The sequence below is a fragment of the Arsenicicoccus dermatophilus genome, from assembly GCF_046267915.1.
Lineage (GTDB): Bacteria > Actinomycetota > Actinomycetes > Actinomycetales > Dermatophilaceae > Arsenicicoccus > Arsenicicoccus dermatophilus_A.
This window is the reverse complement of record NZ_CP176520.1, coordinates 719,941-733,518: the sequence shown is the minus strand read 5'-3', so window position 1 is coordinate 733,518 and position 13,578 is coordinate 719,941. Positions and strand designations below refer to the sequence as shown.

The 13,578-nt window shown below is 73.2% G+C and carries 11 protein-coding genes; all 11 read left to right on the top strand.

Translation table 11 applies throughout. The annotated features are described in order from the left end of the window. Positions 1-518: 518 nt before the first annotated feature. The 11 genes from ACK2IS_RS03805 to ACK2IS_RS03755 all read left to right on the top strand — a co-directional run bounded on the left by ACK2IS_RS03805 (position 519) and on the right by ACK2IS_RS03755 (position 13,512). Entirely contained in the window at positions 519-1,541 is a 1,023-nt protein-coding gene (locus ACK2IS_RS03805) for an LLM class F420-dependent oxidoreductase (protein WP_409484825.1), read from the top strand. A 105-nt stretch (positions 1,542-1,646) separates the two neighbouring features. Further along, entirely contained in the window at positions 1,647-2,798 is a 1,152-nt protein-coding gene (locus tag ACK2IS_RS03800; protein ID WP_409484824.1) for an acyl-CoA dehydrogenase family protein, read from the top strand. A 94-nt stretch (positions 2,799-2,892) separates the two neighbouring features. Continuing rightward, positions 2,893-3,657, top strand: a complete 765-nt coding sequence (locus tag ACK2IS_RS03795; RefSeq protein ID WP_409484823.1) for an SDR family NAD(P)-dependent oxidoreductase — start codon at positions 2,893-2,895, stop codon at positions 3,655-3,657. A gap of 162 nt (positions 3,658-3,819) precedes the next feature. Beyond that, entirely contained in the window at positions 3,820-5,310 is a 1,491-nt protein-coding gene (locus tag ACK2IS_RS03790) for a hypothetical protein (RefSeq protein ID WP_409484822.1), read from the top strand. A gap of 273 nt (positions 5,311-5,583) precedes the next feature. Next, positions 5,584-7,053, top strand: a complete 1,470-nt coding sequence (locus tag ACK2IS_RS03785) for a trypsin-like serine protease (RefSeq protein WP_409484821.1) — start codon at positions 5,584-5,586, stop codon at positions 7,051-7,053. 239 nt (positions 7,054-7,292) lie between these two features. Continuing rightward, complete coding sequence (locus ACK2IS_RS03780) at positions 7,293-8,642, top strand: trypsin-like serine protease (protein ID WP_409484820.1); 1,350 nt, start codon at positions 7,293-7,295, stop codon at positions 8,640-8,642. 177 nt (positions 8,643-8,819) lie between these two features. Beyond that, positions 8,820-10,334, top strand: a complete 1,515-nt coding sequence (locus ACK2IS_RS03775; RefSeq protein ID WP_409484819.1) for an acetyl-CoA hydrolase/transferase family protein — start codon at positions 8,820-8,822, stop codon at positions 10,332-10,334. A 174-nt stretch (positions 10,335-10,508) separates the two neighbouring features. Further along, positions 10,509-11,756: a glycine oxidase ThiO gene (thiO, locus tag ACK2IS_RS03770; protein ID WP_409484818.1), complete on the top strand. Its 1,248-nt coding sequence runs from the start codon at positions 10,509-10,511 to the stop codon at positions 11,754-11,756. Beyond that, complete coding sequence (thiS, locus tag ACK2IS_RS03765; RefSeq protein WP_409484817.1) at positions 11,753-11,953, top strand: sulfur carrier protein ThiS; 201 nt, start codon at positions 11,753-11,755, stop codon at positions 11,951-11,953. The genes thiO and thiS overlap by 4 nt, the downstream gene beginning before the upstream one ends. A 6-nt stretch (positions 11,954-11,959) precedes the next feature. Further along, positions 11,960-12,757, top strand: coding sequence for a thiazole synthase (locus ACK2IS_RS03760; RefSeq protein WP_409484816.1), 798 nt, complete (start codon positions 11,960-11,962; stop codon positions 12,755-12,757). Beyond that, complete coding sequence (locus ACK2IS_RS03755) at positions 12,757-13,512, top strand: thiamine phosphate synthase (RefSeq protein WP_409484815.1); 756 nt, start codon at positions 12,757-12,759, stop codon at positions 13,510-13,512. Before ACK2IS_RS03760 ends, ACK2IS_RS03755 begins: the two co-directional genes overlap by 1 nt. The last annotated feature ends 66 nt before the right edge of the window (positions 13,513-13,578 follow it).

Below are 13,578 nucleotides of genomic sequence, written 5' to 3'. Positions count from 1 at the left end.
GGAACCTTCAATTCTTCAGGTCGGAGAAAAGTCCGTGAATCCTCGCCCAGGTCTGTCGGGTGCCTTGAGGGCGACCGGCGAGGAGAGGTGCTCGATGACGCGCTCCTGGTGCGGCGAGAGTCTCGACGACCCTGCTCCCGGGCACGACGCCTGCCGAGGTGGAGAGCGGGGAAAGACATCGTCGGGGTGCAGAGCTGCCGTCGTCGGACGGGTGGTGGAAAATGAAAATTATGATGGGTCCATCTCCTGGGAAGAAACCGGGAAACAATGCGTCAGAGTTGTTTCACCCAGCGTCAACGCGGAGACATCGGTGAACCATCACCCATGAGTCAGCACCGTGCTACCCAGCGTCCGCCCCGGGACCTCGTCGCCGTCAGGGAGTCGCCGGCCATCACCTCCCGTGCCGGATCGGCCCCCGACCCGTACCCCCGGTGCCGCCACGGGTGCCCGGAGGCGTCCGGGCAGGAGGATGGGACCTGCGGCATACTCGCGGGCAGTCGCACGCGAAGGAGCGGACCATGAAGCTGGGACTGGGACTGGGCTACTGGGGCGCCGGCCGCCCCGACGGGGTCGACGAGGCCGTGCGGGCGGCGGAGGAGAGCGGCTTCGACAGCGTGTGGACCTCGGAGGCCTACGGCTCGGACGCCCTGACCCCCCTGGCCTGGCTGGGCGCCCGGACCACGCGCCTGACGCTGGGCACCGCGGTCTGCCAGCTGAGCGCCCGCACCCCGGCGGCCACGGCGATGGCCGCGATGACGATGGACCACCTCAGCGGGGGACGCTTCACGCTGGGCATCGGCGCCAGCGGACCCCAGGTGGTCGAGGGGTGGTACGGCCAGCCCTACCGTCAGCCCCTCGCCCGCACCCGCGAGTACGTCTCGATCCTGCGTCAGGCCATGGCTCGTGAGGTCGTCCGGCACGAGGGCCGGCACTACCACGTGCCCCTGCCCGCCGACAGCGGCACCGGCCTCGGCAAGCCGCTGCGCTCCACGCTGCACCCGGTCCGCGAGCGGATCCCGATCCTGCTCGCCGCCGAGGGTCCCAGGAACGTCGCGCTCGCCGCCGAGATCGCCGACGGCTGGCTGCCGCTGTTCTACTCCCCGTACGAGGACTCGTTCCACCGCCGGTGCCTCGACGAGGGATTCGCGGCCCGCGGCGGGCGTCCGGCGGACTTCGAGGTGGCGCTGCCGGTGCAGGTGGTCGTCGACGACGACGTGGAGCGCGCGGCCGACCGGCTACGTCCGCACGTCGCGCTGTACGTCGGAGGCATGGGCGCCAAGGGGGCGAACTTCCACCGGGACGCAGTCGCCCGCCTCGGGTTCGAGCGCGAGTGCGACGAGATCCAGGAGCACTTCCTGGCCGGCCGCAAGCAGGAGGCGGCGGCCGCGGTGACCACCGAGATGGTGAGCCGGATCGCGCTGATCGGTCCGCCCGCCCGGATCAAGGACGAGCTGGCCGCGTGGGAGGAGTCGCTCGTCACCACGATGATCGTCCACGGGGACGCCGCGACGGTGCGCCGGATCGCCGAGATCGTGCTCTGAGGCGCGCTCCCCGCGGCCCGCCGGCCCGGGGCGCACGCCGTGGCCTGCGCCCCGGGGCGCGGCTCGACGTAGGCATGACGCCACGTCAGGACCTAGATTGGCGTCATGCCCGCAGAGCGCCTGATGCCCAACGAAGAGTCCCAGGACCTGATCGACCTCACCCGCGAGATCTGTCGCGACGAGCTCGCCCCCAAGGTCGACGCCATGGAGGCCGCGCACGAGTTCCCGCGCGAGATCTTCCACCTGCTGGGCCGCTCCGGCCTGCTGACCCTCGCCTACCCCGAGGAGCTCGGCGGCGGCGGTCAGCCCTACGAGGTCTACCTCCAGGTGGTCGAGGAGATCGCCTACGCCTGGATGTCCGTGGCCGTCGGGGTCTCGGTGCACTCGCTGACCTGCTTCCCGGTGGCGACCTTCGGCAGCGACGAGCAGAAGCAGCAGCTGCTGACCGGCATGCTCTCCGGCGAGCAGCTCGGCGCCTACTGCCTGTCCGAGCCGCAGGCCGGGTCCGACGTGGCGTCGATGACGACCCGAGCGACCCGCGAGGGCGACGGCGGCCCCTACACGCTGCGCGGCACGAAGGCCTGGATCTCCCACGCCGGCCACGCCGACTTCTACACCACCTTCGCCCGCACGAGCGACGAGGGCGCCAAGGGCATCTCGTGCTTCGTGGTCCCCTCGGACGCGCCGGGCCTGGCCTTCGCCGAGCCGGAGCGCAAGATGGGCCTGCACTGCGACACCGTGCGGCAGGTCTACCTCGAGGGCGTCCAGGTCGACCAGGCCCGCCGCATCGGTCGGGAGGGGCAGGGCATGTCGATCGCGCTGGCCGCCCTGGACGCCGGCCGTCTCGGCATCGCCGCGTGCGCGACGGGTCTGGCCCAGGCGGCCCTGGACTGCGCGGTGCGGTACGCCAAGGAGCGCGTGCAGTTCGGCAGGACCATCGGCGAGTTCCAGGGCCTGGCCTTCCTGCTCGCCGACATGGAGGCCAAGGTCCAGCAGGCCCGCGCGACCTACCTCATGGCCGCCCGGATGAAGGACGCCGGCCGCGACGTCGGCAAGCAGGCCTCCGTCGCCAAGCTCACCGCCACCGACAACGCCATGCAGGTCACCACCGACGCCGTCCAGGTCCTCGGCGGCGCGGGCTACACCATGGACTTCCCCGCCGAGCGCTACCTGCGCGAGGCCAAGGTCACCCAGATCTTCGAGGGCACCAACCAGATCCAGCGCCTCGTCATCTCCCGCGCCCTGCTGCGCGGATGACCCGTCGCGCGCCGGCCGGCCCCCCACCCGGGGCCGGCCGGCGCGCGCCCAGACCCAACCAGATCGTCAAACTCCCACAAGGACAGGACATCTCGTGAAGATCACCGACAAGACCGTCGCCCTCGTCACCGGGGGCGGATCCGGCCTCGGGGAGGCCACCACCCGCGCCCTGCACGCCGCCGGCGCCGCGGTCGTCATCATCGACCTGGAGGGTTCGGGCGGACCGGCCGTCGCCGAGGAGCTCGGCGACCGGGTGCGCTTCTGCGCCGCGGACGTGCGCGACGAGGACCAGGTGCAGGCCGCGATCGACACCGCCAAGGAGCTCGGTGAGCTGCGCGTCGTGGTCTCCTGCGCGGGGGTCGCCACCCCCGGCCGCGTCGTGGGCCGCGGTGGCCCGCTCGCCCTCCCGACGTTCCAGACCGTCATCGACATCAACCTCGTCGGCACCTTCAACGTCATGCGTCTGGCCGCCGCCGCGATGGTCGACAACGAGCCCGTCGACGGCGACCGGGGCGTCATCATCAGCACCGCGTCGATCGCGGCCTACGACGGCCAGGTCGGTCAGGCGGCGTACGCCGCGTCCAAGGGCGGCATCGTCGGACTGACCCTGTCGGCCGCGCGCGACCTGGCGGACAAGGCGATCCGTGTCATGACGATCGCGCCAGGCACGATGGAGACACCGATGATGGCCGGTATGCCGGAGGAGACCAAGGCCTCTCTCGGCGCCATGGTCCCGCACCCCTCGCGCCTCGGTCGTCCCGAGGAGTTCGCCTCTCTCGCACTGCACGTCGTGGACAACCCGATGCTCAACGGCGAGGTCGTCCGCCTGGACGGCGCCCTGCGGATGCCGCCTCGCTGACCGCCGCCCGCGGTCGGCGTCCCCGTCGTCCCCGCTCCCTGCGGGTGCCGAGGACGGGGACGGTCGCCATACTGGACGCGCACCGGTGGGGGTCTCCTGCAGGAGGCCCCCACCTCGCACCCGCCCCCAGACCGTCGGGCCGCTCACCCGACGAGGAGTCCCATGTCGCCTTCCCCGCTGCGCGGGCCGACGCTGCTGACCGCCGGTGTCGCCACGCTCGCCCTCGTGCCCGTGGTGGCCCTCGCCACCCAGCACCACCCCTCGACGGGCATCCCGCTCGCCGCCCCCATGACGTCACCCGCCCCGGTGACCCCGTCCGGGCCGGTCCCCGCCTCGGTCGTCCCGGCCGCGACCGACCCGGCGGCGGTCCCCGTCCTGCCTGCCGCCGGGGTGCCCGTGACGCCTGCTCCCCCGCTGCGCCCGGTCGCGGCGCGGGTGCCGGCCCGTCGGCCGGCCGCAGCCCCCGGCCCGACCCGGGTCCCGACCGGCGCCACCCGCACGGGAAGGGCCGCGGCCGCTCCCCGGAGGACCACCGCGGCCAGGGCCGTCACGAGGGTCCCGGCCACGCCCCGTGATGCGGCGAGGGCCCGCGTCGAGCCGCAGGTCGTGGCGAAGCCCCACGACAGGCGCAAGGATCCGGCGAAGGACCGCCGCCGCGCCGCCATGGACCCGGCGCCCCTCGCACGCCCCCGCGCCACGCTGCTGCGCTACGGCCAGGGCGGGACCTACGGCTCGCTCGGCTATCCCTACGGCGGGACCTTCTGGACCACTCGCGTGGACACCCTGCCCGCGAGCGCCGTGGACCCTGCCAGCGACCGGATGGCGGCCCGCCTGGCCGACCAGGTCAGCCACGCCGGCGCCCGCGTCTGGTGGCTCAACTCCGCGGACTACAACGCCCGGGTCTACGTCGGCGAGCCCGGCACCCGCCGCGGCCGGATCACCTTCGGCGGTGACTGCGGTGGCCGCGCGATGCCGGCCGGCTGGCACTCCTGGGCGGACGACGTGCCGCTGGATCCCTCGTGGGTCGGCAGCGAAGGCACCGACTCCAGCATCGTCATCGTCGACGTCGCCCGCCGTCGGGCCTACAGCCTGTGGCTGTTCCGCGGGGGCGACCGGCCGACGGCCTGCCACGGCGGCTGGCTGAGCCTGACCGCCGACCGGCCGGCCAACGCCGGCCAGCTGCCCGGCACCTATCCCGACCACGGTGGCGCGACGGCGTCCAGCCTGCCGCACGACGCGGGCTCGATCAGCCGCGAGGACATCGCCTACGCGCGCCGCCACGGCTACTTCCCGCACGCGTTGTTCGTCGGGTTGCCGGTGGCGCGGGCGGGCCGCTGGTCGTGCCCTGCCTCGCGGACCGACGGCTCGGACGGTCACCCCGACGCGATCATGGAGGGCCAGCGGCTGCGGCTGCGCATGTCGGAGCGGGAGATCGCCGCGCTGCCCACCTCGCTGCAGCAGTGGGTGGCCCGCACGGGCGTGCGTCACGGCTTCCTGCCGGGCGACCAGACGGGTGACACCGCGATCCTCTCGACGGTGCAGGACCCTGGGTTCTGGTCGTCCTTCCTGCCCTCCCAGCGCGGCGGGACGCTCGCCGACATCCCCTTCGCCAGCCGGCTGCAGGTGCTGCGGCCGGACACGGACTGCCGCTGATCAGCAGCGGTATGGCGGGGCCTGCGCACCCCGCCGGCGGCCGCCTGGCCACGGCGACGACGGGACCTCTCACGAGCACGGAGAGGTCCCGTCGACATACCCGCCGTGATCTTTACCGCGGGTAGTGCTCCCCGCACGCAGAAGCACGTCCTCTGACGTCGCTTTACAGGCTCGGGTGCGCCTCGGAAGATGTCACCCGTACGGTCGTATCCCCGACCTCATCGCGGCGCGTCTCGCGCCGTCGTCCCACGCCATCCCACCGAGGAGATCTTGATGACTTCCCGCTCCGCGCGTCGCTCCGCCGCGCTCGGCGTCTCTGCCCTGCTGCTGGTCGGCCTGGCCCCCCAGGTCGCCCACGCCGACGACTACACCAGCCCTGGCGGACAGCACGCCACCATCGTCGGTGGGGAGCAGGCCCAGGAGGGCGCCTGGCCCATGCAGGCCAAGGTGCGCATGAAGACCAGCGAGGGCACCTTCGGCTGCGGCGGCACGCTGATCAGCCCCGACATCCTGCTCACTGCCCAGCACTGCCTCGACAAGTCGCCGAGCGCCATGACCGTCACGATCAACGTGGGCAAGGTCGACTGGAAGCAGGGCACCGAGTACAAGATCAAGGACTGGCGCACCGGCGCGGGCCCCAAGAAGGGTGACTGGGCCGTGGCGAGGCTGGACAAGCCGGTCACCGGGGTGACGTCCTTCGCGCAGCTGCCCGCCGACTCCTCCCACGACGCGGCGCAGGAGTTCACCGCGATCGGCTGGGGCAAGCTGTCCGAGACCGGCTCCTCCTCGCAGAACCTCATGCAGGTCGACCTGCCGCTGCACACCGGCAACCAGTGCAGCGCCACCTCCTCCTCGGAGATCTGCGCCTCCGGCAACGGCACCGCCGGCAAGGACACCTGCAACGGCGACTCCGGCGGCCCGCTGTTCGTCAAGGGCACCACCACCCAGGTCGGCATCACCTCCTGGGGCGTCGGATGCGCCCGCGCCACGCAGGCCGGCCACTACACCAAGGTCTCGGCCTTCCGCACCCAGATCCTCGAGGCGATCACCGCCCTCGGCGGGACCCAGCCCGGACCGGCCCCTGCCCCCACCTCGACGCCCGCCCCGGTCCCTACCGAGACCAGCACTCCCGCCCCGGTCCCCACCGAGACCAGCACTCCCGCCCCGGTCCCCACCGAGACCAGCACTCCCGCCCCGGTCCCCACCGAGACGGCCACCACCGCCCCCGCCCCGGTCCCCACCGAGACGGCCACCACCGCCCCCGCCCCGGTCCCCACCGAGACCAGCGCCCCGGCCCCGGCCCCGGGCACCAACGCCGTCAAGAACGGCGACTTCGAGTCCGCCCAGACCGGCTGGAGCGCCACCCCCGGCGTCATCAACACCAACCCCGCCCGCCCCGCCCACTCCGGCTCCGGCAAGCTCTGGCTCGCCGGCACCGGCCACATGAACTGGCAGCGCGCCCAGCAGACCGTCAAGGTCCCCGCCGGCAACCCCAAGCTCACCTACTGGGTCGCCATCGACACCGCCGAGACCAGCTCCTACGCCCGCTTCGACAACGCCCGCGTCCTGATCAACGGCACCACCGTCGCCACCTACACCCCCCAGGACAAGACCAGCGGCTACGTCAGCAAGACCGTCGACCTGACCAAGTACGCCGGCCAGACCGTCACCCTGCGCCTCGAGGCCACCGAGGACTACACCCGCCAGACCTCCTTCGTCTTCGACGACATCACCATCGGCTGACCCACCCCCGCCACCACCTCAGGGCGTCCCAGGCCACCGGCCCGGGACGCCCTGATCGGCGTCGGCCGCGGCGGCGGTCCCAGGACGAGTCGCTGGACCCGCTCGACGACTGGTCATGAACGATGCGCGGGGAGAGAAGTTTCGGGGAAGTCTTTACATATTCGGGATGCGGGCTGAGGATGGTCCCCCATACGGCCCTGTCGGTCGTCCGTCAATCGCGTCATCCCCGAGGAGATCCCATGCCCGCTCACTTCCTGCGCCGTCCGGCCGTCCTCGGCCTCGGCGCCACCGCGCTGATGCTGGCGGGCCTGGCCCCCCAGGTCGCCCACGCCGACGACGACACCAGCCCGGACGGCCAGCACGCCACCATCGTCGGTGGGGACCAGGCCCAGGAGGGTGTCTGGCCGATGGCGGCGAAGGTGCGGATGAAGACGAGCGACGGGACGTACGGCTGCGGCGGCACGCTGATCAGCCCTGACATCCTGCTCACCGCTCAGCACTGCCTGGACTCCACCCCGACGAACATGACCGTCACGATCAACGTGGGCAAGGTCGACTGGAAGCAGGGCACCGAGTACAAGGTGACCGACTGGCGCACCGGCGCGGGCCCCAAGAAGGGTGACTGGGCCGTGGCGAGGCTGGACAAGCCGGTCACCGGGGTCACGAAGTTCGCGCAGCTGCCCGCCGACTCGTCCAAGGACGCCTCCCCCTGGTTCACCGCGATCGGCTGGGGCAAGCTGTCCGAGACCGGCTCCTCCTCGCAGTACCTCATGCAGGTCGACCTGCCGCTGCACACCGGCAGCGGCTGCAGCGCGACCTCCTCCTCGGAGATCTGCGCCTCCGGCAACGGCACCGCCGGCAAGGACACCTGCAACGGCGACTCCGGCGGCCCGCTGTTCGTCAAGGGCACCACCACCCAGGTCGGCATCACCTCCTGGGGCGTCGGATGCGCCCGCGCCAGCGAGCCGGGCCACTACACCAAGGTCTCGGCCTTCCGCACCCAGATCCTGAACGCGATCACCGCCCTCGGCGGGACCCAGCCCGGCTCCGACCCGGCGCCTGCGCCGAGCCCCACGCCGACGCCGACGCCGACGCCGACCAGCTCGCCGACCGGCACCCCCACGGCCACGCCCACCTCGACCCCCCAGCCCGGCGGCAACGCCGTGGTCAACGGCGGCTTCGAGTCCGGACAGACCGGCTGGACCGGCTCCACCGGACCCATCACCGACAACACCGGCCGCAAGGCCCGCACCGGCACCTGGAAGCTGTGGCTCGGCGGCAACGGCAAGACCACCAGCGAGTACGCCCAGCAGACCATCACCGTCCCCACCGGCACCCCCACGCTGACCTACTGGATCGCCATCGACACCGCCGAGACCAGCTCCTACAGCAAGTACGACAAGGCCACCGTCTCCATCGACGGCACCACCGTCGCGTCCTACTCCAACCTGGACAAGACCAACGGCTACGTCACCAAGACCGTCGACCTGACCGCCTACGCCGGCAAGACCGTCACCCTGAAGTTCGCCGCCACCGAGGACTCCGTCAACCAGACCTCCTTCGTCATCGACGACGTCACGGTCCAGTGACCCCGCCCTGACAGCACCCGCGCCAGGGGCGCCCCGGACCCGGCACAGGTCCGGGGCGCCCCGGCATATCACCGCAGGACCGACCCGGAGGGCTTCGGTCGGGGGCGGACGCCTCCTGCCCGGGGCCCCCGCCTAGGCTGGAGGCCTCTGCTGAACCGTTCTGAGGAGAACCTGCCGATGAGTTCCCGCGTCGCCAACGCCGCCCTCCGCTCCAAGATCATGTCCGCGGACGACGCGGCCGCCCTGATCCAGCACGGGGACAACGTCGGGATGAGCGGCTTCACGGGCGCGGGCTACCCCAAGGCCGTCCCGGCCGCCCTGGCCTCCCGGATGAGCGCTGCGCACCAGGCCGGTGACGACTTCAAGGTGGGCGTGTGGACCGGCGCCTCCACCGCGCCCGAGCTGGACGGCGCGCTCGCCGAGGCCGACGGTGTCGAGCTGCGCCTGCCCTACCAGTCCGACCCGATCAGCCGCGCCAAGATCAACGCCGGCACCATGGAGTACATCGACGTCCATCTGTCGCACGTCGCCCAGATGACCTGGGAGGGTTTCCTCGGCACGCTCGACTGCGCGGTCGTCGAGGTCACCGCCGTCAACGAGGACGGCACGCTGCTGCCGTCGGCCTCCGTGGGCAACAACAAGACCTGGATCGACCAGGCCGACAAGGTCATCCTCGAGGTCAACTCCTGGCAGCGCATGGAGCTGCAGGGCATGCACGACATCTACTACGGCACCGCGCTGCCGCCGCACCGCAAGCCGCTGCCCATCGTCGACGCCGCCGACCGCATCGGCGACCCCTTCTTCCGCGTGGACCCGGACAAGGTCATCGCGATCGTCGAGACCGACGCCCCCGACCGCAACACCCCCTTCAAGCCGCTGGACGAGGACTCCAAGGCCATCGCGGCACACCTGATGGACTTCCTGGAGCTGGAGGTCCGGTCCGGTCGTATGCCGAAGGGCCTGCTCCCGCTGCAGTCCGGTGTCGGCAACATCGCCAACGCCGTCCTCGCGGGCCTGTCCGAGTCGCCGTGGAAGGGGCTGAAGGCCTACACCGAGGTGCTGCAGGACGGCATGCTCGACCTGATCGAGAACGGCACCATCGACGTGGCCTCGGCCACCGCGTTCTCCCTGTCGCCGCAGGGCGTGCAGCGGTTCAACGACGACATCGACTTCTTCAACAAGAAGATCATCATGCGGCCGCAGGAGATCTCCAACCACCCGGAGGCCATCCGCCGCCTCGGCGTGATCGCCAGCAACGGCCTGATCGAGGCCGACATCTACGGCAACGTCAACTCCACCCACATCATGGGCTCGCGCATCCAGAACGGCATCGGCGGCTCCGGCGACTTCGCCCGCAACGCCTACCTGTCGACCTTCGTCACCCCCTCGACGGCCAAGGGCGGCGCGCTGTCCTGCATCGTCCCCATGGTCACCCACGTCGACCACACCGAGCACGACGTGCAGGTGCTGATCACCGAGCAGGGTCTGGCCGACCTGCGCGGCTGCTCGCCCCGCAAGCGGGCCCAGCGGATCATCGACAACTGCGCGCACCCGGACTTCAAGCCCATGCTGCAGGACTACGTCGACCGGGCCCAGCGTGGCGCGTGGGGTCTGCAGACCCCACACCTGCTCGGCGAGGCCTTCTCCTGGCACGAGCGGTTCATGAAGACCGGCACGATGCGCCAGGGCTGACGCCCGCCGACACAGGCCGGATCGACCACGGCCCCCGGGGATGTCCTCGGGGGCCGCGGCGTATGCTCGTGGGGTCCTCGCGGGAGCCCGGTGCACCGGGCTGAGAGGAGACCTGCCGCGGGTCTCGACCGCCATACCGGCTCGATCATGCGGGCCAGGGAGCACGGTGATCGCATGTCCCACCCCACCGACGTCGTCGTCCTCGGCGGCGGCGTGATCGGCCTGTCCTGCGCGCTCGAGATCCGGCGACGCGGTGCCTCGGTGCAGCTGTGGGACCCGGCCCCGGGCCAGGGCGCCTCGCACGCGGCAGGCGGCATGCTCGCGCCGGTCAGCGAGGCGTCCTACGACGAGCTGGACCTGCTCGGGCTGCTGCTCGAGTCCCACTCCCGCTGGCCGGGTTTCGCGCAGTGCCTCGCCGAGCTCTCGGGCGTGGACCCGGACCTGCAGACCCAGGGCTCGCTGCACGTGGGGCTGACCCTGGACGACGCCCGGGAGGTATGGCGCACGCAGGCGCTGCTGGAGTCCTACGACCTGCCGGTGACCCGGTTGTCGACGCGCGAGGTGCGCCGGCTGGCACCGGCTCTCGCGCCGGGGGCCCGCACCGCCCTGGTCGTCGAGAGCGATCTGGCGGTGGACAACCGGCGCGTGGTGCTGGGGCTGCTCGCGGCGTGCGAGCGGGCGGGCGTCGGCCTGGTGCGGCGGGCGGGCGAGCCGCTCGTGGCCGACGGCGCGGTCGTGGGCGTCGTCGCCGAGGACGGCACGCCGACCCGGTGCGACACGGTGGTGCTCGCGACGGGGGTGGCGGCGGGCCGGTGCGCGGCGCTGAGCGACCTGCTCCCCCTGCCGGTCCGTCCGGTCAAGGGCCAGATCCTGCGGATGGCGGGAGCCTCGGGCCTGCTCGACCGGACCGTGCGCGGCATGGTCCACGGCGAACACGTCTACCTGATCCCCCGGGGCCACGGCGAGCTGGTGATCGGGGCGACCTCGGAGGAGCTCACCGACACCCAGGTCACCGGCCGCGGGCTGCTGGAGCTGCTCCGCGCCGCGACCACGCTGCTGCCCGAGGTCGGCGAGCTCGCCCTCGTCGACGCGGTCGCCCGCCTGCGGCCGGGCACGCCGGACAACGGGCCGCTGCTCGGCGGGGACGTCCCCGGGCTCGTGGTGGCGGCGGGGCACTACCGGCACGGCGTGCTGCTGGCCCCGGTCACGGCCGACGTGGTCGCCGACCTCGCCCTCGACGGGCGGACCTCGATCACCGCGGCCGAGCCCTTCACCCCCGCCCGCTTCCGCGCCGGGGGCACGGCCGGACCGGCCGCCGAGCCGTCCGCGGCACCCACCGAGCCCTCCGCCGCGGACCCGGGTCGCGGCGGCCCTGGCACCCTTCCCGAGCAGGAGCCACCGATGACAGGAGCCCAGCCATGACCATCACCGTCAACGGCGAGCAGCGCGAGGTCCCCGAGGGCTGCGACGTCGCGGCCCTGGTCACCGAGCTCGCCCTGAGCCCCGACGGGATCGCCGTCGCCGTGGACCAGGCCGTCGTGCCCCGCGCCCGCTGGGCCGGGCGCACCCTCGAGGCGGGCTCCCGCGTCGAGGTCGTCACCGCCATGCAGGGAGGCTGAGCCGCCATGTCCGACACCACCACCCAGGCCACCGAGGGCGACGACGTGCTCGTGGTCGGCGAGCACCGGCTGTCCTCGCGGGTCTTCCTCGGGACGGGCGGGTCGCGCCGGCTCAGCGAGCTCGAGGCCGCCATCCGTGCCGCGCAGCCGAGCCTGGTCACCGTGGCCATGCGTCGCGTCTCGTCGTCCGGCGGGGACGACACCCTGGGGCTGCTGCGGCGGCTGGGCTGCACCCTGCTGCCCAACACCGCCGGCTGCTACACCGCCCGCGAGGCCGTGCTCACCGCCCGGCTCGCCCGCGAGGCCCTGCAGACCGACCTCGTCAAGGTCGAGGTCGTGGCCGACGACCGCACCCTGCTGCCCGACGCCGTCGAGCTCCTCGACGCCTGCGAGCAGCTGGTGGACGACGGGTTCACGGTCCTGCCCTACACCACCGACGACCCCGTGGTGGCCCGGCGCCTCGCCGACCTCGGGTGCGCGGCCGTGATGCCCCTCGGGTCGCCCATCGGCTCCGGCCTCGGCATCCGCAACCCGCACAACATCGAGCTGATCCGGGAGGCGGTCGACGTGCCGGTGGTCCTCGACGCGGGGATCGGGACGGCGTCCGAGGCCGCCCTTGCCATGGAGCTCGGCTGCGACGCGGTGCTCGTGGCCTCGGCCGTGACCCGCGCGGAGCACCCGGCCGCCATGGCCGCGGCGATCCGGCACGCGACCATCGCCGGTCGCCTCGCCTGGTCGGCGGGGCGGATCCCGGTGCGCCGCCACGCGCTCGCCTCCTCTCCGATGGACGGCCGGATCGACTGATGACCGGACCGCCCGGCGCGGCTGGCCCACTCGACGCACCAGGGCAGCCCGGCGGTCCCGCGCCCCGCAGCACCGCCGGGACCGACGGACCCGCGAGCCCCGGCACGTCCGGGCCGACCTGCCCCCGGCTGCTGGTGCTCGCCGACCGCGCCCAGCTGCCACCGGGCCGGACGCTGCGCGACCAGGTCGCCGCCGGCGTGGAAGCCGGGCTGCGCTGGGTGTGCCTGCGCGAGCGGGACCTGCCCGAGGCCGACCGGGCCGCCCTGGCGGCCGACCTCGCCGCGCTGCTGCACCCGGTCGGTGGCCTGCTCGTCATGGCCGCCCCGGCACCCGGGTCGGTCGCCGCCGGGACGGTCGACGGCGTCCACCTGCGCGCGCCCGATCCCGCCCCCGACAGCCACTCGCGCCGGCTCCTGCTGACGGGCCGGTCCTGCCACGACGCGGCCGAGCTGCGCCGGGCGGCGGCGGAGCGGCTGGACTACGTCACGCTCTCCCCGTATGCCGCGACGCGGTCCAAGCCGGGCTACGGTCCCGCCCTGGGGGTCGCCGGGGTGCGGGCGGCCCTCGCGGAGGCGCGGGTGCCCGCCGACGACGCGCCGCGACCCGCGGTCCTCGCCCTGGGCGGGATCTCGCCCGACAACGCCGCCGAGGCGGTCCGCGCCGGTGCGCACGGGGTCGCCGTGATGGGTGAGGTGATGCGGGCGGCGGACCCGGCGGACGTCGTCCGTCGGCTGCTCGCCGCGCTGCCGGGCTGAGCCCGCGCGCCCGCCGGTCCCCGTGCCCGCGGCGCCCGCCGTGGCCAGGTCGATCCGCCCGGTCAA